The sequence below is a fragment of the Streptomyces sp. NRRL B-3229 genome (genome assembly GCF_000719505.1).
GTDB lineage: Bacteria > Actinomycetota > Actinomycetes > Streptomycetales > Streptomycetaceae > Streptomyces > Streptomyces griseorubiginosus.
Genome location: NZ_JOGP01000003.1, coordinates 309,375 through 330,418, shown reverse-complemented (window position 1 = coordinate 330,418; position 21,044 = coordinate 309,375). Strand labels below are relative to the sequence as shown.

Below are 21,044 nucleotides of genomic sequence, written 5' to 3'. Positions count from 1 at the left end.
GAGGCTCCTGCGCCTCGCCGTGCAGCGGATGGTACTCATCGGCGATCACCGCAGACCGGCCGCCCTCCATTTGACCGTGTACTGACGAGCGGGAGCACCAGGAAGAACCACCGGAGGGACCACCGGAAGAACCGCGCCGGAACCTTCCGGTGCCGGGGCCGTTCCCGTCGTCCGGATCGGCCGTACCGGCAGTGGCGGCACGTCCGAGGACGAGGATCGGGACGCCCTCGTTCTGCGAAGGGGGAACTTCAACGCGAGCCCCGTCCCAGGCTCTGGGCCTCCAGAAACGCGAACAGCCTCGTCTCCAGTGGCTGTTGCGGTCGCACAATCGTGAACGCCGCGCCGGTCCGATGCCCCCGTGGCAACCCCTGCCGTCGTCGATCAACTGCGCGTTCCAGACGGCTGCTTGGCCACTACGGTGACGCTCTCTGAACCGGCCGGGACACCTTTCGGTCAGTAGTCGACCTCTGGGGGAACCGTGTCGCAAGGGATGGCCGCCGCATGTCCGAGCCTGTCGGCGGAAGGCCGGTGAGCGTCGGCGGACCGCTGGTCGTGCCGGTCCACCTCGACGCGCTGTGTCTGTCCGAGGATCTCGACGTGCGGGGACCGGACAACGACCTCAGCCGGCTCCCGTACCGCGATCCGGCCACCGGCCTGGATCAGAACGAGGATCTCCCGTACGTCAGCGAGATCATGGTACGGACCCCCTTCCAGGACGAGGACCTCCGGCTCAGGGCCGGCGTCCATCTCCACTGGGCGCTGCCCGACGGTCTGACCCGGATGGTCCAGCGCGCGGACGGCACCACCGCTGTCCCGGCAGTGCCCGACCGCTGGCTGGTGACCCGGAGCAGGGACGGGAAGGTGGAGGCGGAGTGGGTCGTCGAGAGCGACTACCTGTCCGACGACAATCCCGGCGCCGTTCTCTATCCGGTGCCCGGGTCGGGCCGTCCGTACCGGCGGCTCGGCCGGAAGGTTCCGCTGGACGTGTGGAGCCGCTCCACCGACCGCTCGCGGTATCTGCCCGAGCTGACGGCGGTCGGATACGGGGAGCCCACGTTCGCGGCGCAGTACGGCAACTGTCACAGCGTGTTCGGCTTCCACGACCCCGACTACCGGGGCGTCCCGCCGAAGGGCCTGCGGTACGAGGTGCTCGGCTGGTTCGACGACCCCGGCCAGGATCCCGCCACGGCGCTGGGCGACGGCTGGCAGGAGGCGGCGCGGCTGCGGTTCGGCTGGACGGCGTCCTCGGCCGCTCCCGGTGCTCCGGCGCCGGGCCGGGTGGTCTGTTACGCGCGGCTGACCTTCGCGGCCACCGGCATCGCACCGGGTCCGCGGCTGTCCGCCGTGGACGACGAGACGGGCGTATGCGTCGGTAACACCGCCACCGAGGCGCTCGCCGCGCACCTGGGAGGCGTCCTGACCTCCGAGTCCGCCGACCAGGTCGAGGAGCTCCTGGAGGCGCTGGCCTTCGCCGACGAGCTGGAGTCGAAGCCACTGGACCTCGGCTTCGGCCTGAGCGAGTCCCGGCACTCGGCCACCTTCCACGACGTGGCCTCCGGTATCCAGTGGTCCCTGCGGCGGCAGGACGACACCGAGGGCGTCACCGCCGAGGACAAGCAGGCACGTGAACAGCTCACCGTGCCGCACGCGTTGAGCGACCTGCTGAACCTCCTGAACGTCGCCCAGACCGACGTGGACCGGGCACGCCATCAACTGACGTCGGAGCGCGAGCGGTTGTTCGCCGACTGGTACAAGTACCAGCTCTGCGCCCACCCGTACGACGCCTTGGAGGACTCGTATCCGGACCAGGACCAGGTGGCGTTCTTCCTCCGGCGCACGATGGGCCGGCTCGACCAGGACTCCGCCAGGGCCGGACTCCTGGCCCAGCGGCTGCGCGACGCGCGTACGGCCGTCGACGTCTCGCTGAAGGACTTCAACACCGTCGCCGCGCGGGCCCGGAGCACCTTCGTCCTGCACGAGATTCCCGCACCGGCGTACCAGCTCCCCAATGATCCGGTGGTGCTGCTCACCGGGCGGGCGGCGACTCCCGGTGACCGGCACGGGCAGGACGGGGCGCTGCATCCGCAGGGGCTGCTGGAGTGCGTACTGTCCGCCGAGGGCCAGCCGGACGTGAGCACGCCGAAAGCCGTGCGGGCCCTGCGGGCGAGTGCGGTCGCGGCCGTGGCGAAGCTGCCGGTGCCGAACTTCGCGGTCACCGAGTGGACCGGCCCGTCCTGGCATCCCACGGTGCTGGAGTGGGAGGTGGAGTTCTTCCCCGCGACGATCGGCAACAACAACGACCCGCGCGACCGCAGGTACAGCGAGGACTTCGTCACCGGCAACTACGTGCTGCCACCCCGTGACGTGGAACTCCAGCCGGTCCGGCAGATTCCCGACAAGGGTGCCAACGTCTACACCGGTACGACGATCCTGTCGCCGGGCGCCCGCCCGGTGCTGTCCTCGCGGGTGCTGCGCTACCTCCAGGGCTCGGTGCTGCCGCTGCACAACGCGTCGGGGCGGCCCGAGGTGACCCGCGAGGCGTTCCTGGCGGACCCCTCCCCCGTGCTCGACTGGTTCGACTCCCACGGGTCGGACCAGCGGCTGGCTCTGCTGATCCGCATCTACCGGCATCTCGCGGCGCACGAGGACAGCAACCTGTCCGCCGTCCTGAGCGGCTTCAACGACGCCCTGCTCATGCGCAAGCTCACCCGTCAGCTCCCGATAGCCGATCCGCTGGGCTTCCCCGACCACCAGCAGTTCGCCGCCGACGTCGCGCAGGCGGTGGGCGGGGAGACCCGGCACGCGCCGCAGCCGCTCAGCGACTTCAACCCGATCCGGGCGGGGGCGCTGCGGGTGCTGCGGATGCGGATGCTGGACAACTTCGGCACCGCCATGGACGTCGATGTCAGCCGGCTGCGGACGACGACGCAGCTGCGGATGCCCGAGCATGCGGACTGGGTCGCGTTGCCGCCCCGGCTGGCGCAGCCCGCGCGGCTGTCGTTCGAGTGGCTCGACGCGGAGGACGACATCCGGCAGACCAACGGACTGCCGGACACCTCCCCGATCTGCGGCTGGCTGATCCCCGATCACCTGGACGCCGGTCTGGCCGTGTACGCCGCCGACGGTTCGGCCGTCGGCGCGCTGCACGCCCTGCCGGACGCCGCCCAGCCGCAGTCCGCCCAGTGGCGGGAGCTGCCCGGGGCCGCTTTCGGCCCGATCGCGGCGATCTCGAACCCTCATCTGCGGGCGGTCGTGCAACGGCTGTACGACACCGGGCCCACTGCTCTGGGCGCGTTCCTGGAGGATCTGGACGCCACTCTTCAGTACATCGAACCGGAGGACTACGCCCAGCATCGGGGCCGGGCCGTGCTGATGGGCCGGCCGCTCGCGGTGGTCCGCGCCCGGGTGTCCCTGGAGCTGATGGGCCGTCCTGCCAATCACCAGGACTGGAACGTGTTCCGGCAGGACATGGGGCGTGCCTGCCGGGAGACCAACGACTTCCCGATGGTCCGTTTCCCGGTGAGGATCGGCGAGCACCAGGTCCTCGACGACGGGGTCCTCGGGTTCTGGCTGGAGGACTCGGCGCAGCGCCTCGGCCCTCTCTGGCACGACGTCCGCTCCCCCGGGGATCCGCTGGTCCAGGCGCTCGACGCGCCGCCGCAGTACCTGACGATGCTGATCGACCCCCGGGGCACGGTGCACGCGACGGCGGGGGTCCTGCCGACGCGTTCGCTGCGGATCCCGACCGGGATGTTCCAAGGCGCCCTGGAGGGCATGGCCGTCAGTTTCCGTACCGCGCCGGTCCTCACCGACGCGGACCATCTCGCCGTACCCCTGCCGGACGAGCCCGGCTACGCCTGGTCGTGGCAGGAGCAGCGGCAGTCCGGGCGGTTCGAGCAGGCCGATCCGCCACGGCCCGACGCGCGGTTCCCGGCCCGGGCGACCCTGCGCGAGGGCTGGCTGACGCTGCGTCCGGTGCGCGACCTTCAGAACGACCGAGGAGCACGATGATCACCCTGGAGCTGACGCTCGCCGAGACGAACCTCCTGCTGGAGGCGCTCGGTACCCAGCCGTACGCGCAGGTGTACGAGCTGATCGGCAAGATCCACCAGCAGGCGGAGAAGTCCGCCACCGCCCTGGATGGAGCCGCGGAATGACGGCCGGCCTGGTGCTGCACTGGCACCTGGACGCCCTGACCTCGAACAACCAGGTCACGGACAGCTCCGACAACCATCTGGCCGGCGCCGTCTCCGGAAAGCCGGGCACGCGCCCCGACGACCGGTTCGGCAGCGTGCTGGCGTTCGACGGCACCACCGTCCAGGTCGCCGGCGCCGAGACACCACTGCTGAAACTCGGCGCGTACACGGTCGAGGCGTGGGTCAACCCGTCGTCCAAGAGGGCCGCGCGGGTGGGCCTGGTGGCGAAGACGAAGGGCGACTTCGCCGTCGTCCTCGACGCGGACGGCACGCTCAGGCACCGGTTCGACACCACGGTGAAGGCCGGCGACGGGCACGCCACCGCGCCCGGGACCGTCCCGACGGACTCATGGCACCACGTGGCGTGCGTCAACGACGGGCACACCGCCCGGATCTACGTCGACGGGGTCAAGGCGGGCGAGTACACGTTCACCGGCGACCGGGCCGCCAACCAGAGCCCGCTGCTGGCCGGCACGGACGGCACGAACCGGTACACCGGACTCCTGTCCCACGTGCGGGTCTACGACAACGCGCTCACCCAGGCCGAGATCCAGCGGGACATGGCCGACGACGAAGCGGCGCTGGCCGCGTTCGTGCGGGCGCATCCGCTGGACTTCGCCCTCCTCGACGTGGACCAGCAGCCGGTGCTGTTCATCGACGACACCCCCGCAGGGCAGCCGATGACCCTGCGGCTGACCAACACCTCCCGGCAGGACATAGAGCTGGGTACCCTGACGGGCCCCGCGTCGGCCACCGAGCACCACGTCGCGCTGCGGCTGCGACCCGGCACGCTCACGACCCCGCCCGAACCGGCCGTCGCCACCTCCGGGTGGACGCTGCTGCGGGCCCCGGACCAGGCGACCGGCGGCACGGTGCTGTATCTGGGGGCTGCGAAGTCCATGGTCATCGCCCGGGGCACGTCCTTCGATCTGGCGTTGCGGGGGCTGGCGGCCGACGGGGGCCGCGGGACCCGTGGCACCCGAGTGGAGCTGACGCACCAGCGGATGCGGTACGCGGGTGAGCAGAGCGAGCTGACCGGGCAGCGCACCGCGTTCCTCGACGTCGTCAACCGGCGGGGCCGCCGTGACATCCCGCTCGCGATCGGGTTCGTCGGCGGGAACCGGGTGCTCAGCGACGGGGTCACAGCGAACACCCTGAGTTTCCGGATCGCCAACCGGTCGAGAGACACCGCGCTCTCCCTGGCCGGCGCCTCGTTCACGCTCTCGTACGACCTTCAGCAGGCCGGCGAGACCCACGAGTGGGCCCTGGAGAACGCGGGCGCGGCGCAGAGCGCGTCGGTGGGCGAACTGAAGGCGAACGGGGTCGGTTCCGACTGGGCGATCACCTCGGAGAGGCTCGGGCAGCGTGCCGAGTGGACGCTGACCCCCACATCGGCGACCGCGTTCGCGCCCAACGGGACGCTGGTGGTCCCCCTGTCCTCCGTGGTCGCGGCCCCGTCACTCGGCCTGGCACCGATCGTCGTCGGTTACCGCAACGTACCGGGGTACCAGGACGGCTCGGTGACCCTGTTCGCCGAGAAGTCACCGCTGCTCTACGGGCCCGCGAACACCGGTGTGGGCACCGTCGCGCCCGAGGCGAAGCTGCACGTCGTCAACGGCAACCAGGACGCGAACGGCAACACCCTGATCCTCGGCCCGACCGGCCAGTCGAACCTGCGGCTCGGTTACCACCAGGACTACAGCTGGGTGCAGTCGCACGGCTCGAAGCCGCTGGCTCTCAACCCGCTCGGCAACAACGTCGGCATCGGCACCACGGCACCGGGCTCCAGGCTGACGGTCAGTGCCGACTCCTCCCACCTGCAACTGCGCAGGGAGTCGAACGCGGGCGGCGGCAAGCAGCTCTACCTCGAACTGTTCCAGGAGAGCAGTTCCGACCCGGTCTACCCCTCGCTGCGCTTCCACCACGGCAACCGCTTCTGGCACCGCATCGAGGCCAGGCCCGAAGGGCTCATGTTCAAGACCGGTGACCTGGGCAGCGACGGCCTTGTCGACGTGTTCGCGAACACCGCTGTCGTGAACGGCCTGCGCAGCGGTCTGACCGCGAACACTCCGCTGGTCGCCGACACCGGCAGCGGGCACCTCCAGGTGCGCCGGCAGAACGCGACGGCCGACACCGTCGACGGGAAGACGCTGTACCTCGAACTGTTCCAGGACAGCACGAGTCCCATGACCTTCCCGGTCCTGCGCTTCCACCAGCACCAACGCTTCTGGCACCGCATCGAGGCCAGACAGGAAGGGTTCACGTTCAAGACCGGCGACCTCAGCAGCGACGACTTCTCCAACGTGTACGCGAACACCGCGGTCGTGAACAGCCTGCGGATCGGGGACGTCACCATCGGCGCCGGTGAGCTCCAGCTCCTGAAGAAACTGGCGGACGGGCTCCTGGAGTTCGACCTGCGGAACGTGGTGCACGACGAATACGCCTTCGCCGGCTTCAACTTCATCGGCGACAACCGGCGCGCCATGGCCACCTGGGCCACCAAGGGCGAGCGGGTGACCCAGGGACGCTGGCAGATCGCCTACCCGAGTTGAGGTGACCGATGCCCACCAAGAAACGGAAACGCCCCGATCACGAGCTCTCTCAGCCCGTGAGGCGCAGCACGAGAAAGAAGGCGGAGGAAGCACGGAGAGAACAGAAAGAGGCGGCGGAGCGAGAAGCCGAGGAGAAGCGCCTCCAGTTCCTGGAGGAGCTGCGGTCCGAGATACGCAAGCGCACCCCGGACCCGAAGGGCGACAGCGGCGACGGCAATCTGTACGTCTCCTTTGTCGAAGTCGGCCAAGGCGACTTCGCCGTGATGTCCACACCGGGCGGGAAGGTCATCCTCTTCGACGGCGGCTCGCTGGGAACAGACCACAAGAGCATGGAGGGCAACATACTCCCCAGCAGCGACGCCGACGTCATCAAGCGGATGCGCGATGTCCTGGCCGACCCGAAGTACCTCGGCGGAAAGAACCTGATCGACATCCTGATCCTCACCCACCCGGACGGCGACCACTACAACAAGCTCGTAGAAGTACTGGGCAACGATTACACGATCGACAAGTGCTATCACAGCGACAATTTCGATCAATACACTGCGGCCAAAACAAGCGAGTTCCTGTTCTCCCGCACCAGACTCACTCAACAGGTCGTCAAGAACGATGACCAGGCGGGCAAGGTGAAAGGGCAGGTCACCCTTCAGGGGAAGCCCGTCCGGAAAAAGGACGTCCCTGTCATCGTCGATCCTGTCACCGTCGACCGGCTGGACGACGACGGCGGCATCCTGATCGTGGACGAAGGTGAGAGCTGCCAGATATCCATCATCGCCGCCGGCGTCACGTATGAATACGTGAACGACGGCAGCAACCAAACCAACCGGGGAAGCATCGTCACCCTCGTCCAGGCCCACGGCAAGAAATTGCTGATGATGGGCGACTCGACCAAGAACACCGAGAAGTTCCTGCTGAACACGGCCGCGGAGCGGATCGCGGGACTGGACATCGTGCAGATCGCTCACCACGGCAGCGTCCTGACCTCGTCCTCCCAGGATTTCGTCAAAGCGGTGAACCCGGTCGAGGCTGTCGCGAGCTCCGGACGGCAACTCGTGAAACACCGTCACCCGAGCAAGGAGGTGATCTTGCGGTACGTGGAGAGGCTCGACAAGCGCCCCGACATCACCCAGCACGTCACGTACGTCTGGCCGGCTAAAGGACTGGGGGAGGCATATCTCTACCCGAGCACCAAGAGCGTGTTCTCCACCGGGTCCCGGGGCACCATCACCCGCGATTTCAGGGCGAGCCGATGACTCCCGACGAGATTCGGACCGCGGTGCGGCAGACCGGCCCCAGGATCGAGGTGGCGATCGGCGCGCTGACCGGCGTGGGCGCCCTCTTCGCCTCGTTCTTCCCCGACGAGGGCTTCGTCATCGACCCGGTGACGGCCCGTACGGAGACCGCCGACGGGGTCAGGGTGACGGGCACCGGTGCGTCAGGCCCGTTCACCGGGATGGCTCTGGACGTCACCTTCAGCGCCGCACCCGGCTCCGTGCACGTCGTGGTGCGGGCCGCGGGCGCCGCGGACTGGACGTTCTCGCGGGCGTTCCCGGCCCTTCGCGGCTCGGTCTTCGACACCCTGCGGTTCGGGTCGCCGGTGCTGGTCCTGGACTCGACGGCCACCGCCATGACCTTCGGCGGCGTCCTGGTCATCACCACGCCGATGGCGCCGCTTGACCTGCTGATGCCGGGCGTCACCCACACCCTCACCGGGAAGATCACCATGGTGAACGGCCGGGAGGAGCTGGGCTTCCCGACGACTCCCGTGCCGGACATCATGCTGTTCGGGCCCGAGAAGCTGACCCTCGACCTGGGCCTGTTCACCCTCACCGAGCTGCGGTACGAGATCACCGCGGACCCCGTCTTCAACTACCACCACATCGACTGGACGGCGCGCTGCTCGGTCACGGTGACCGCGGCCGTCCCGATCACGGTGGCCGGAACACGGCACGACATCCTCATCGACACGCGGATCTTCGGCTGGGGCGACAGCCTGCTGTTCACCGGGGACTTCAGGGAACTCGGTGCCATCAGCCTCGCGGACGTCGCCGGATTCGCCGGCCAGTCCGCCCTGCCGGTCCCGTTCGGCCTCGCCGTCACCAGCCCGGTGCGGCTCACCAAGGTCTCGATGCGGGTGACCCCGGCCGCCCTGTCGATCGACTCCATCAGCCTGACCGTGGAGACCCAGGAGGAGTGGACGGTCGTCCCGGACCTGCTGGACTTGCAGGCGATCGACCTGACCTTCCGGATCGACAGCCCGCTGTCCTCCCCGCGTCCGTCCGCCCTCGTCACCGGGCTGTTCGGCATCGGCAGGGACGGCACCCTGGAGATCACCGCCGACACCCTCACCGGCACACTGGGCGGCGCGCTGCGCGAGGGCGACGGCCCGCTGAGCATGCGCGAGGTCTACACCGACCTGACCGGCGCCGACCCCTCGCCGCTGCCGGACCTGTCGGTACTGAAGTTCGACTTCGGCCTGACCCTCCCCACCAACGACCAGGCGGCCGTCTACCACGCCTTCCTGGAACTGGACGGCGAGTGGCAGCTGACGGACTCGGTCGCGCTGCACAACGTCATGTTCTCCGTCGACCACGCCCAGGACACCACCTTCCGGGCCCTGGCGATCTTCGTCATTGCCGATGTCTTCCTCAGGATCTCCGCGACACACGACCCCGGCGCAAGCGGGTGGCAGTTCACCGGCGACACCGGACCCGACCAGCAGGTCGCGATCGGCGCGCTGTTCCAGGAGATCGCCGACCGGTTCGGCGCGATCGCCCTGCCCGCGCCGATCGCCCAGCTGGTCATCGAGAACCTCGGCATGGAGGTGACCACCGGCACCGGGCGCGTCTTCTTCACCGGCGAGGCACTCTTCCCCCTCGACACCGCCCAGGTGGACGTCACCCTCGCGATCGACACCGGGCAGCGCAGCCTCACCGCCGCGCTCGCCGCGACGGTACCGACAGCGCACGGCCCCTTCAGGCCCCGGTTCGACCTGAGGTTCGCGCAGGCGCCGGGGGCGACCCTGTTCACCGCCGCCTACAGCCACGCGGCCGGTGACCCCGTTCCCGCGCTGAAGGACATGGTCGCGGCCCTGCTGCCGTCCGCCGCCGCCTTCGTCCCGGACGGGCTGACCGTGGACCTGAAGGACGCCTTCCTCGCCGTGGACGGGCCGGCGTACCTGTTCGGCGCCGATCTGGCCCTCACGGTCGACCTGTCGCACCTGCCGGTCGTCGGCGACCATCTCGGCGCGGGTGAGATGGGCTTCGACCCGCTCCGGCTGGTCGCGGCCTCCGCCGCCCTGGCCTCGGCCGAGGTCACCGCCGTCAACGGAATGCTCCCGGACCGGGTGGCCAAGCTTCCTGACGGCGACCTGTCCGCCGGGTTCCTGATCAGCGGGCTGCTGAAGCTCGGCGCGCTGGAGAAGCCCCTGGCCCTGCCGGTGGCGGGGAGCCAACCCACGGCACCTGTACCTGACAAGTCGACGCAGACCACCGACAGCGCCCTCTGGTACAAGGTGCAGCGCTCCTTCGGGCCGATCCACATCCAGCGGGTCGGCATGCGGTACGACCACCCGCCCGGCCAGGGCGCCGAACTCGCCGTCCTGCTGGACGCCTCGATCGCGGCGGCCGGACTGACCCTCGCCCTGACCGGCCTGGAGGCGGGCGTCCCGCTGTCCGACCCCGCCGCGACACCGGCCTTCGGGCTGGCGGGGCTCGATCTCGCGTACGCGGCGGGGCCGGTGGAGATCGGCGGCTCGTTCCTGAAGGACACCGTCGAGTTCGAGGGCGCGTCCTACCCGGCGTACGGCGGGGCGGCGACGATCCAGACCGCCGACTTCTCCATCGGCGCGATCGGGTCCTACCTCCAGCTCCCGCAGGGCCCTTCCCTGTTCGTGTACGCGTTCCTCGACAAACCGATCGGCGGGCCGGCGTTCTTCTTCGTGCGCGGGCTGGCCGCGGGCTTCGGCTACAACCGCAGGCTGATCCCGCCCGCTGTGGACCGGCTCGCCGAGTTCCCACTGATCGCGGACGTCGTCGGGGGCGGTTCGCCCGCCACCGACGTGGGCGGGCAGTTGGCGCGGCTGAACGACTCGCTGCCGCCGTCCCCCGGTGACATCTTCCTGATGTTCGGGATCCGGTTCACCTCGTTCGAGATGGTCGACTCGTTCCTGCTCCTGTCGGCCGGCTTCGGTCACCGGTTCGAGCTGAACATGATGGGGCTGTCGACGCTGATCCTGCCGGCGTCGGACGCGGGCGCGGCGAACGTCACCCCGGTCGCCGAAGTGCAACTGGCGCTGCGCGGCACCTTCGTCCCCGACGACGGGTTCTTCTCGATCGCCGCCCAGCTCACCCCGAACTCCTATCTGCTGTCCCGGGACTGCAAGCTGACCGGCGGCTTCGCGTTCAGCACCTGGTTCGCGGGGCCGAACAGCGGCGACTTCGTCCTGAGCGTCGGCGGCTACCACCCGCACTTCACCGTGCCCGCGCACTACCCGGCCGTCCCGCGCCTCGGCTTCCACTGGCAGGTGAGCTCCCACCTCCAGCTCACCGGCAGCGCCTACTTCGCGCTGACACCGGCGGCGCTGATGGCGGGCGGCAGCCTGAGCGCGACCTGGCACGACGGCTCGCTCCAGGCGTGGTTCGACGCGTCGATGGACTTCCTCATCGCGTGGCAGCCGTACCACTACGAGGCGTCCGCGCACATCTCGGTCGGCGCCTCGTACACGTTCTCGTTCTTCGGCAGCCACACCATCAGCGCCCATGTGGGCGCGGACGTGGATTTCTGGGGCCCGGACTTCGGCGGTCGCGCCCACATCGACCTGAGCGTCATCTCGTTCACCATCTCCTTCGGCGCCTCGGGCACCGCCGCGCCCGCCCCCATGCCCTGGGACCGGTTCCGGGCGACCCTGCTGCCGCCCGCCGAGGAGATCACCACCGTCTCGCTGGGCGGCGGAGCGCTGGCCCCGGGCGGCGGCACGGATCTCGGTGTCGTCGACCCGCACGGACTGGTGCTGGTCACCGACTCGGTCGTCCCCAGTACCCGCGCGCTGCGCGGCCCGGACGGCCAGGACCGGACGCTGCCGGCCGGGACCGCCGGTACGGCCTTCGGGATCAGCCCGATGGACGTGGCGTCCACGACGGCGACGCACCGGATCGAGATCACCAGGGACGGCAGGCCGATGGACGGCCTGTTCGACTTCGCGCCCGTCGGCAAGCAGCTCCCGTCGGCGCTGTGGGGAAGCGAGTTCGGCGCCTCGCTGAACCGGCCGCAGCTGGTGGGAGAGCTGCTCACCGGCTACACGGTACGGCCGCTGCCGCCGACGGAGCCGTCCGTCTCACCCACCCTCCCCGCCGCCGCACTCCAGAGCGCGACCCCCCTGTTCACCGAACCGGACGCGATCCGCTGGGCGTCCGCGGAACCGGGCCCCGTCCTCGTACAGGACGCCGCCGCGATCACCGGCGCGCTCCACGACCCCGCTGTGACGACGGCCCGCGCGTCCCTGATCGACGCGGTGCTCGGCGGCGTCCCGATCGACCTCGGCGGATTCGGCGCCGACCAGTTCCTGGAGGTCCCGCAGGTGGTCACCCATGGCTGACACCATCACGTTCGTCGATCACTCCAAGCCGGTCCTGCCGGCCGGAGAGTACGAGATCACTACCACCCAGACGATCGCCGAGAGCCCGGAACCGTTCGCGGCGACCCGCCGGTTCACCGTCAGCGCGGACAGGTTCTCGCTGCCGGCGGCCCGGGTGACGGCGCTCTTCCCGCCGGACGGCAGCCTGGGCGACCACCACAACGTCCTGCCGCACGTCATGCTGGACCGCCCGACGCTGCCCTGGGAACGCTCGCCCGGCATCGAGGGCCCCTGGCTCGCGCTGCTCCTGTTCGACGAGTCCCAGCGGCCCGACCCGACGTCCGTCCGGCTCGCGGACCTCGCCGCCGGGCCGGCGTACTTCCCCGCCGCCCCGCTGGAGGCACATCAGTCCCCCGAGGACCGGGCCACCGTCATCGACGTCCCCCGAAGCGTGCTGGCGGAGGTCCTCCCCTCGGCCGCGGACCTGCCCTACCTGGCGCACCTCCGGCGGACCGAGGGCGCCCCCGACGTCGCCGTGGTCCTGGGCAACAGGCTGCCCCCGTCGAACGAGTCGAGCACCGTGCACCTGGTGTCGCTGGAAGGCCGCTACGGCGCCGACGGGTTCGACCTGGGCCCCGATGCACCCGACGCGTCCGTACGCCTGGTCACCCTCGCCACCTGGCGGTTCGCCTGCGTGGCCGAGAACCAGAACTTCGCCGGCCTCGTCCGTGACCTGGCCCGGCACGGCAGCCCCCTGCGGCTGCCCGACAGCGGCAACGCCGCCGCGGACGACCTGCTGCGCCAGGGCCAGATCCCCGTACGGCACACCCTGCGGCAGGGCGGCACGACGGTGTCCTGGTACCGAGGCCCCCTGACGACGGGCCCGGTGGCGACGGCTCCCCTCCAGGCGACCCGCACCTCGGACCGCCTGCTGCGCTTCCGCCCGGACATCGGCATGTTCGAGACCGGGTACGCCGCCGCCTGGGAACTGGGCAGACTCCTTGCGCTCCAGAGCACCGACTACGCGACCGCGCTGTACGACTGGAAACGCCGCCGCAGCCAGAAACGGCTCCGGGCGACCCTGGAACCCGTCACGGGCTACCCGCTCGACGTCCCCGCCATCGACGACGCGCTCCCCGACACCGTCCGTACCTGGCTGAAGGGCCTGGCGGGCCTGTCCGGCGTCCCGTTGATGTACCTGGTGCCCGACGAGCGGCTGCTGCCGGTGGAGAGCATCCGTTTCGTCAGCCTCGACGTGCAGTGGATACGCCAACTGCTGGACGGTGCGTTCAGCATTGGCCGCCTGACCTCGGCGGACGCCGAACTGGACCGGTCGGGGCCACTGGTGGACCTGGCGAAGACGGTGACCGGGGCCCTGATCAGGTCCGGCGTCGTGTCGGGCTACCCCGGCCTGGCCGTCGAGGCGTTCGGCGCGGATCAGGACGTTCCGCTGGAGCAGCTCAGCGCCACCCGTCTGACCCCCGACATCATGCTCTGCCTCTTCGCCGGCACCCTGACCCGCCTCGACGTCCGGCAGCGGCCCGAGGCGGTGCACTTCGCGGTGGAACTCCCCGGGGACGGCCGGTTCGGCAAGTCGCTGCGCGGGCCCGACGGCGGCAGCGGTCCGGCCCTGGCGCCTCTCCCCCTGGGCCCGGGCGGCCGGCTGCCCATCGGGGACCTCGCCGACAGCATCGCCTCGACGATGAAACGCGGCAGCATCGGCTCCGGCGATTTCGCCCGCCAGATGATCGAGACGGCCGAGCGGGTGAGCTTCCTCAGCTCCTGACCGAGCCCGCCCCCTCTCGCCTTTTCCACGGCCCACCACCCGATTTCGCTTTGCCCCGAGAACGGAGCCTCGCCATGCCCGCCTTCCACGTCGCGGTCGACCACCCGGACCCCGGCACCCACGCCGTCACCACCACCTGCCTCGGCACCGTCGACCAGGCCCACATCGACGAGGTACGCGCCATCGCCGCCCTGCCCGGCTCCACGCGCCACGTCAAGGAGCACCCCCGGCAGGCGGGCGCCTTCATGGTCCTGCGCGACGACGGCGCCCTGGACGTCTACGAGCCCGCCGAACCGGCCACCAGCCCACTACCGAAGAGCCGCCCCACCCTGACCGACGCCCCGCCCCCCGCCTCGGGCCCCGCGTACATCGACGGCGTCACCCGCTTCGGCGACCAGCGCATCGGCGGCCCGATGGACACCCCGCTGGAGCCGCCACGGGCCGTCTGGCACACCACCGAATCCCCGGCCGGCGGCGACTACTTCACGTCCGTGGCCGCCTTCCTGATGCGTGCCGGGGTGGAACCGCAGGTGATCTACTGCCCTGTCACGGACCGGCTGGGCCAGTTCGGCCCCCTGAACCTGTCGTCCAGGGCGCTGAGGAACGACGGCACGAAGCGCACGAACCGAACCGGCAAGGTCTGCATCCAGATCGAGGTGCTGGGCCGCGCGCGGGCTCCGTGGACGACAGGGTTCGCCCCGAAGGCCAAGCCGAACTTCCAGCGGCTGCTCACCGCGCTACGCGCGCACGGCATCCCGGACGTGTGGCCCGTCGGGGCCCCGCCGGCCACCGCGGCCCTCGCGACGGAGCGTCCCAGAACCACCTGGGAGAACAAGGGCGGCCACTACGGGCACTCCCAGATCCCCGGCCAGGACCACTGGGACCCCGGGGCCATCGACACCGAGATCGTGCCGGGCAGGCTCCGCAGCGCCGGCGAGGGAACCAGCCCGGACACCGGTTCCGCTACCTGCACCGTGAAGGCGGGCGACACCCTGACCTCCATCGCGGCCGCGCACCGGACCACCGTGAGTGCTCTGCTGTCTCTCAACGGCATCAAGAACGCCGACGAGATCACCGTGGGACAGAGACTGAAACTGCCGACGGCGGCCCCGGCAAAGCCGCCGACACCGCTGTACGAGCCGTTTCCCGGGGCGGCGTTCTTCCATGCCGGTCGCCGCAGCCCCCTGGTCACCGCCCTCGGCAGGCGCCTGGTGGACCTCGGCTTCGGCAAGCACTACACCTCCGGTCCCGGGCCCGCATGGTCGGAGGCGGACAGGCTCAACGTCGCTGACTTCCAGCGCTCCCGGCCCGGACTGGAGGGCGACGCGGACGGGATTCCGGGCCCCAGAACCTGGGCCGCACTGAGGATCCCGAAGCTCTGAAGCGTGCTCAGCCCGACGCACCGACAGCCGAGAGCTGCGTCACGGCTTGGACAGGTTGCCGCTGTTCCCGGTCGCGACCGCGCAGGCCGCTGCCGAGCACGGCACCGTCGAGGAGGATCGCGCCCGGCGGCCGCATGCAATCCGGCCCGGGCTCAGGCCGGTGGCGTGAAGCTCACCGGGGGCTGCCCGCAGGCGGCCGGGAAAACAACGCAGCAGGTCTACGGTCGGCGTCACCTGCCCCGTGGGCTTATCGATGCTCGCGCTTCTGACAGGGTCCGACCAGCCGGTCAGGCGCCTGACACGCCATCAGAACAAGCGTCAAACGAGCGCTTGCGCCCTACTGCCCGCTCCATGGCGCATCTTGACCGGGTCAAAGTGCGCTCCAACCGCCGCCAAGCATCCTGGTCCCCAACTGGTCCCCAAGAATGATCAGGAGCCGCTTCAGCCTTCTCCTGAAGCGGCCCCTGATCTCCGACTTCACAAAGTCGGGACGACAGGATTTGAACCTGCGACCCCTTGACCCCCAGTCAAGTGCGCTACCAAGCTGCGCCACGTCCCGGCCGCGTCTCCCACGGGTCGTCCGTGTGATCGCGCGGGTAAACCCTACCTCACGCCTGCGGCCGGGCCGGCGGGCACCGCGTCAGCCCCGGGTGGCGACGGACTCCCGCACGTCAGGGGCCTCGGTGACGACCCGGCGGACGGCTGCCCGCCGGACCGGAACGAGCAGGGCGGCCAGCGCCGCGGCCAGGCACAGCACCGCCAGCAGGGCGAACCCGTGGGTGTAGCCGGACTCGTACGGCAGGCCCGAGGGCTGGAGATGACCGGTGACCAGGACGCTGGTGACGGCCGCGCCGATGGAGCCGCCGATGGTGCGGATGTTGGCGTTCATACCGGTCGCGGCGCCGGTCTGGTCGGCCGGGACGCTGCCCACGATCAGGTTGGCCATGGAGGCGAAGGCGAGTCCGATACCGAGGCCGAACAAGCCCGCGACCACGGCGATCTGCCACCGCTCGTCGTGCCACAGGGCGAGGAAGCCGCAGGCCACCGCACCCAGCGCGGCACCGGTCACCAGCAGGGACTTGGCGCCGACCACCGGCTCGAGCCGGCCGCTGAGCACCCCGGAGAGGAACATCGCCACGAGCATGGGCAGCATGAGCAGTCCGGCCGCGGTGACGCTCGCCCCGAAGCCGTACCCGGCCGACGACGGCGTCTGCACGAAGCCCGGCAGGAAGGACCAGATCGAGTACATCCCGGCGCCGAAGAGCAGCGCGGCGGTGTTGGTGGTCCGGACGGCGGGCAGGCGCATCACCTTCAGGTCGATCAGCGGGGTGCGGGAGCGGGCCTCGGAGGACAGCCACAGCGCGAACAGCACGACGGCCGCGGCGAACAGGCCGAGCACCCGGGCCGAACCCCAGCCCCACTTGCCCGCCTGGCTGAGCGGCAGCAGCAGCGCGACCAGCCACGCGGACAGCAGCACGGCACCGGGCCAGTTCACGTTCCCCTCGGCCCTGCGGGGCGACTCGGGCACATACCGTACGGCGATCAGGGTCACCGCGATCACGATGGCGACCGGGATCCAGAACAGCCAGCGGTAGTCGAGCGCGGTCACGATGGGCCCGGCGGCGACCATGCCGACGCCACCGCCGGCGGCGATCACCGCGGACAGGTTACTGATGGAGCCGCTGACCTCGGACGCGGCGAACTCGTCGCGGATGATGCCGAAGGACAGCGGGAACAGGGCACCGCCGACGCCCTGGACGACCCGGGCGACGATCAGGACGCCGATGCTCGGGGCGAGCGCGGCGAGGAGACAGCCGACGGCCACGGTCACCAGGACGGCGACCAGCGTGCGCTTCTTGCCGACCAGGTCGCCGACCCGGCCGAGGATCGGTGTGAAGACCGAGGCGGACAGCAGATACGCGGTCATCACCCAGGTCGCGGTGGACTGCGAGGTGTGCAGTGCGTGCTGGACGGTCGGCAGGGCCGGCGCGATCAGCGACTGGAGCATGGAGAACACGCCTGCACCGGTCGCGAGGACCGCGAAGGTGAGACGGGTGGACTTGCGGCGCATGAAGAGCCTCTCCGAACGAACGGGGTGCGGCCGGAGCCTCTGGGGAAGCGGTCGCGGAAAGGACGGTGGGAGCACCTCGACTGCTAAAGTGGAGGTACGCCTCCACTCTAGCGGAGGCACACCTCCGCTTCAACCCGTTCCGGAGGTAGACCTCCGTTTCCGCCTCGGGAGGCAGCCGTGACCGCCCCGTCGTCATTCCCCGTCAGCGAGATCGTCGCGTCCCGCCGGCCCCACCGGAAGGACGCCGCCCGCAACTACGACGCCCTGCTGGCCGCCGCGCGCGAGGCGTTCGCCGAGCACGGGGCGGAGGCGTCCCTGGAGGACATCGCGCGGCGCGCCGGCGTCGGCATCGGTACGCTCTACCGCAACTTCCCCACCCGTCGGCACCTCTTCGAGACCGTCTACGCGGACGAGGTGAACACGCTCGTCGAGGTGGCCCGGCAGCTCGCCGACGAAGAGCCCTGGCAGGCGCTCACCGCCTGGCTCGACCGGTTCGCCGGCTACATGGTGACCAAGCGGGCGGTGCGCGAGGCGCTCAACGACGAGTCGGAGATCTTCGCCGCGTGCCGGGACTCGATGTACGCGGCGGGGGGTCCGCTGTTCGAGCGCGCCCAGGAAGCCGGGGAGGCACGGCGGGACATGGACTTCGTGGACCTGCTCCGGATGGTCGCCGGGATCACGGCGACGACCTTCGACGACGACGTCCAGCGCGACCGGGTGCTGGCGATCGCGCTGGACGGCGTGCGGGTGCGGGGAGCGGCGGACGCCTGAGAAACCGGGTCCGTGTCGCCGCTCGCGGGTGCGGGTCGTGGGGCTGGTCGCGCAGTTCCCCGCGCCCCTGGCCGGGTGCACCGGGCCTCGGTTCAACCGGCTTCCACGCCACGATGAGCGCATCCCCGGCTCCGGCTACGGTTCGGCGAGCAGCACAACCCGCCCGACCGCGACATCGAAGCCCAGCACGGGGTGCGACGAATCCGACTCCGGGGCCACCAGCACCGGCTTTCCCAGCCGCCGCCCTATGACCCGCAACAGCCGGCAGAGCACGTCGACACCGGCCTGCCCCTGCAACTCCCGCAGATCCACGTCGAAGTCGATCGCCTCGACCTCGTACATCCGGAAGATCACGAGGAAGCCGGGTTCTGGCCGCACCCGCAGCTCGGCGCACGTCCCAGCGCCGCGCGCCACCAGATCCTCGACTCGCGGCAGCCGCCCGGCGACGCCGTCCTCGGAGTACGCGTACGCCCACCCGCGCGACCGCACCAGATCGAAGACCGCCTGCCAGTCCGCCACCGAGGTACCCGGCACCCGCACGTCCGGCAGCGCTCCCATCAGATCGGGGTCGAAGAAGTTCCTGACGTCGTCCCACAACAGGTCGGGCATCAGCTCATGCTGTCCCCTCGACCGGCCGGCCGCAGCCGATTTCGCCGGCGCCCGCCGCCCCGCCCCGCCCCCTACTTGATCACCGCGTTCGCCACCACGACCACCACCCCCAGCATCGCGTCCACCACACCGATCGTCACCGCCGGGAGCCAACCGCGGTGGGACCAGCGGGCCGTGACCAGGCCGAGGGTGAACAGGAGGGTGATGTTGAGGGTGAAGGCGGCGTACTCGACGCCGTTGGCCGGCCACCAGCCCCAGCCCGCGCCGGCCAGCAGGACGACCGTCGGCACGACCGCCGCGACCAGGGGCCATTCGTCGGTCAGCACGCGCAGGGCGTCCCCGCGCCGGTGCGGGGTGCGCTCGGCGATGTAGTGGGCGTAGCCGTGCGCGAGGGCCGAGGCGAGCGCGGTGACCAGCAGCCACGCGGCGTCGTAGCGGCGGCTGTCCCGGGACGTGTGCCCGTACTGCGTGAGCGCCGCGACCATGGAGCAGGCCAGCACCGAGCCGTAGACCCCGCCGAACAGGACCGCCTCGCGGGTGTCGTGCCGGTGCGCCGGAGGCGCGGCAGCCTGGGTGTCCGCCATGCCCTCCACGATCACCCGGGCCGACACACCCCGCCAGTCCGCGACGAAGTGTCCTCCCACCTGCGCCGACACTCCACACACTGTCGACGGACCGGCCGCGGACGATCTCGCTAGGGTCGCCCCATGGACCACAGTTTCGTACTCCACGTCCCCGACGCCGAGCTCGAGTCCGAGCCCCTCGCGCGGGAGCAGATCGTCTCCGGGACGCCCGAGGTGACCGGCAAGGTGATCTGGGAGTCGCCGGACGGACGCCAGATCCGGGGCATCTGGCAGATCACCCCCGGGGTCGTCACCGACACGGAGGCGGACGAGCTGTTCGTCGTCGTCAGCGGCTCCGCGACCATCGAGGTCGAGGACGGCCCGACGCTGAGGGTGGGGCCCGGCGACATGGCCGTCCTGCGCGAGGGCGACCGCACGACCTGGACGGTCCACGAGACCCTGCGGAAGGCATACGCGATCAACCTCTGACCGGCGCCGGATCAGGAGCCGTGGCCGTCACCGTCCGGCGGCCCCGCCGTCGTCCCCCGCACCTCCAGCACCGGTACCGCGAGTTCCGTACGGCCCGCTCCCCCGCGCCTCTCGAACCGGTCGAGCAGACATCGCGCGGCACGACGGCCGACCTCGTGCCCCGCGTTGTCGACCGTGGTGAGCCAGACGTGCCGCAGCCGGGCGATGCTGGTGTTGTCGTAGCCGACGACGGACAGGTCGCGCGGCACGCGCAGGCCCAGTTCCTCGGCGGCCGACACCGCGCCGATCGCGGCGATGTCGTTCACGGCGAAGACGGCCGTCGGCCGGTCCGTGCGGCTCAGCAGCCGGACCGTCGTGCGGTAGCCGCCCTCCTCGGTCATGTCGCTCGGTTCGACGACGGCCCCGTCGGCGAGCCCGTGGGCCCGCATGGTCGCCTCGAAGCTCTCCCGGCGCAGCTCGCCCACCGCCCCGTACCCCGCGATGTGCGCGATGCGCCGGTGCCCGAGGCTGATCAGATGCTCGGCGACCAGGCGGGCGCCCCGCACGTCGTCGTTGGCGACGACGTCCACCCCCGGCAGGTGCGGCTCGCGCGCGCCCGCGACCACCACGGGAAGGCGTTCGGCGACCGCCCCGAGCGCGGTGGCCTCCGGCAGCGTGCCGACCACGACGAGTCCGTCGACGCCGAGGTCCAGGAAGGGGCCGGCCGGGTCCTGTCCGGTACGGCGGTTGAGGCGGGCGTCGGCCAGGAGCATGCGCAGGCCGTTGTCGTGGAGGAGGGAGTTCATGCCGTCGAGCAGTTCGACGAACCAGGGGTTGCGCAGGTCGTGGAGGAGGACGCCAACCGTGCGGGTGCGCTGCTCGCTGAGGCTGCGGGCGGCGGCGTTGGGGCGGTAGCCGAGCTCGCGCACGGCCCTCAGCACGGCTTCCCGCTTCTCCGGGCGCACCTGGTCCGAGCCCCGCAGCACGAGCGAGACCAGCGACTTCGACACTCCGGCCCGTTCGGCCACATCGCGGATCGTCGGCGGTCTCATGGGATGGACCGTTCCATGA

At 70.7% G+C, this 21,044-nt stretch carries 13 protein-coding genes and 1 tRNA gene; 9 read left to right on the top strand and 5 right to left on the bottom strand.

The genetic code is table 11. From position 1 onward, the window contains the following. Window positions 1-501 precede the first annotated feature (501 nt). The 7 genes from IF54_RS0106420 to IF54_RS43250 all read left to right on the top strand — a co-directional run bounded on the left by IF54_RS0106420 (window position 502) and on the right by IF54_RS43250 (window position 15,491). The gene (locus IF54_RS0106420; protein ID WP_030315410.1) at window positions 502-4,011 is read left to right on the top strand and encodes a hypothetical protein; all 3,510 of its coding nucleotides are present in this window, start codon (window positions 502-504) and stop codon (window positions 4,009-4,011) included. Continuing rightward, window positions 4,008-4,157, top strand: coding sequence for a hypothetical protein (locus IF54_RS42660; RefSeq protein ID WP_159002082.1), 150 nt, complete (start codon window positions 4,008-4,010; stop codon window positions 4,155-4,157). The genes IF54_RS0106420 and IF54_RS42660 overlap by 4 nt, the downstream gene beginning before the upstream one ends. Next, a complete protein-coding gene (locus tag IF54_RS0106410; protein WP_030315408.1) occupies window positions 4,154-6,748 on the top strand; it encodes a LamG domain-containing protein in 2,595 nt (864 codons plus the stop codon). Before IF54_RS42660 ends, IF54_RS0106410 begins: the two co-directional genes overlap by 4 nt. A gap of 8 nt (window positions 6,749-6,756) precedes the next feature. After that, window positions 6,757-8,001, top strand: coding sequence for a ComEC/Rec2 family competence protein (locus IF54_RS0106405; RefSeq protein WP_030315406.1), 1,245 nt, complete (start codon window positions 6,757-6,759; stop codon window positions 7,999-8,001). Further along, on the top strand, window positions 7,998-12,344 hold the full coding sequence (locus IF54_RS40445) for a DUF6603 domain-containing protein (RefSeq protein WP_030315404.1): 4,347 nt from the start codon (window positions 7,998-8,000) through the stop codon (window positions 12,342-12,344). The genes IF54_RS0106405 and IF54_RS40445 overlap by 4 nt, the downstream gene beginning before the upstream one ends. Beyond that, a complete protein-coding gene (locus tag IF54_RS0106395; RefSeq protein WP_037819390.1) occupies window positions 12,337-14,109 on the top strand; it encodes a hypothetical protein in 1,773 nt (590 codons plus the stop codon). Before IF54_RS40445 ends, IF54_RS0106395 begins: the two co-directional genes overlap by 8 nt. A 74-nt stretch (window positions 14,110-14,183) precedes the next feature. Further along, window positions 14,184-15,491, top strand: coding sequence for a peptidoglycan-binding protein (locus IF54_RS43250; protein WP_051735345.1), 1,308 nt, complete (start codon window positions 14,184-14,186; stop codon window positions 15,489-15,491). A gap of 485 nt (window positions 15,492-15,976) precedes the next feature. Here IF54_RS43250 and IF54_RS0106385 read toward each other — a convergent pair. Together IF54_RS0106385 and IF54_RS0106380 are read right to left on the bottom strand one after the other, a co-directional pair. Beyond that, window positions 15,977-16,050, bottom strand: a tRNA-Pro gene (locus IF54_RS0106385). 81 nt (window positions 16,051-16,131) lie between these two features. Then, window positions 16,132-17,562 carry an MFS transporter gene (locus tag IF54_RS0106380; RefSeq protein ID WP_030315398.1) on the bottom strand — a complete coding sequence of 477 codons (1,431 nt, stop codon included), beginning with the start codon at window positions 17,560-17,562 and terminating at the stop codon, window positions 16,132-16,134. A gap of 177 nt (window positions 17,563-17,739) precedes the next feature. Here IF54_RS0106380 and IF54_RS0106375 point away from each other — a divergent pair, with 177 nt between their 5' ends. Next, a complete protein-coding gene (locus tag IF54_RS0106375; RefSeq protein ID WP_030315397.1) occupies window positions 17,740-18,333 on the top strand; it encodes a TetR/AcrR family transcriptional regulator in 594 nt (197 codons plus the stop codon). A gap of 135 nt (window positions 18,334-18,468) precedes the next feature. Here the strand turns inward: IF54_RS0106375 and IF54_RS0106370 are convergent, their stop codons facing one another. Both IF54_RS0106370 and IF54_RS0106365 read right to left on the bottom strand, forming a co-directional pair. After that, window positions 18,469-18,942, bottom strand: a complete 474-nt coding sequence (locus IF54_RS0106370; RefSeq protein WP_030315395.1) for a hypothetical protein — start codon at window positions 18,940-18,942, stop codon at window positions 18,469-18,471. Between the two features lie 71 nt (window positions 18,943-19,013). After that, entirely contained in the window at window positions 19,014-19,526 is a 513-nt protein-coding gene (locus IF54_RS0106365; RefSeq protein WP_030315393.1) for a hypothetical protein, read from the bottom strand. 123 nt (window positions 19,527-19,649) lie between these two features. Between IF54_RS0106365 and IF54_RS0106360 the strand changes: the two genes are divergently transcribed. After that, window positions 19,650-19,994: a cupin domain-containing protein gene (locus tag IF54_RS0106360; protein ID WP_030315391.1), complete on the top strand. Its 345-nt coding sequence runs from the start codon at window positions 19,650-19,652 to the stop codon at window positions 19,992-19,994. A gap of 11 nt (window positions 19,995-20,005) precedes the next feature. Here IF54_RS0106360 and IF54_RS0106355 read toward each other — a convergent pair whose 3' ends face one another. Continuing rightward, on the bottom strand, window positions 20,006-21,025 hold the full coding sequence (locus IF54_RS0106355; RefSeq protein ID WP_030315389.1) for a LacI family DNA-binding transcriptional regulator: 1,020 nt from the start codon (window positions 21,023-21,025) through the stop codon (window positions 20,006-20,008). Window positions 21,026-21,044: the final 19 nt, after the last annotated feature.

Bases quoted from the DNA above. Each gene is read 5' to 3' on its own strand.
- IF54_RS43250 (WP_051735345.1), top strand. From the start codon at position 14,184: ATGCCCGCCTTCCACGTCGCGGTCGACCACCCGGACCCCGGCACCCAC.
- IF54_RS42660 (WP_159002082.1), top strand. From the start codon at position 4,008: ATGATCACCCTGGAGCTGACGCTCGCCGAGACGAACCTCCTGCTGGAG.
- IF54_RS40445 (WP_030315404.1), top strand. From the start codon at position 7,998: ATGACTCCCGACGAGATTCGGACCGCGGTGCGGCAGACCGGCCCCAGG.
- IF54_RS0106420 (WP_030315410.1), top strand. From the start codon at position 502: ATGTCCGAGCCTGTCGGCGGAAGGCCGGTGAGCGTCGGCGGACCGCTG.
- IF54_RS0106410 (WP_030315408.1), top strand. From the start codon at position 4,154: ATGACGGCCGGCCTGGTGCTGCACTGGCACCTGGACGCCCTGACCTCG.
- IF54_RS0106355 (WP_030315389.1), bottom strand. From the start codon at position 21,025: ATGAGACCGCCGACGATCCGCGATGTGGCCGAACGGGCCGGAGTGTCG.
- IF54_RS0106380 (WP_030315398.1), bottom strand. From the start codon at position 17,562: ATGCGCCGCAAGTCCACCCGTCTCACCTTCGCGGTCCTCGCGACCGGT.
- IF54_RS0106365 (WP_030315393.1), bottom strand. From the start codon at position 19,526: ATGGCGGACACCCAGGCTGCCGCGCCTCCGGCGCACCGGCACGACACC.
- IF54_RS0106405 (WP_030315406.1), top strand. From the start codon at position 6,757: ATGCCCACCAAGAAACGGAAACGCCCCGATCACGAGCTCTCTCAGCCC.
- IF54_RS0106370 (WP_030315395.1), bottom strand. From the start codon at position 18,942: ATGCCCGACCTGTTGTGGGACGACGTCAGGAACTTCTTCGACCCCGAT.
- IF54_RS0106360 (WP_030315391.1), top strand. From the start codon at position 19,650: ATGGACCACAGTTTCGTACTCCACGTCCCCGACGCCGAGCTCGAGTCC.
- IF54_RS0106395 (WP_037819390.1), top strand. From the start codon at position 12,337: ATGGCTGACACCATCACGTTCGTCGATCACTCCAAGCCGGTCCTGCCG.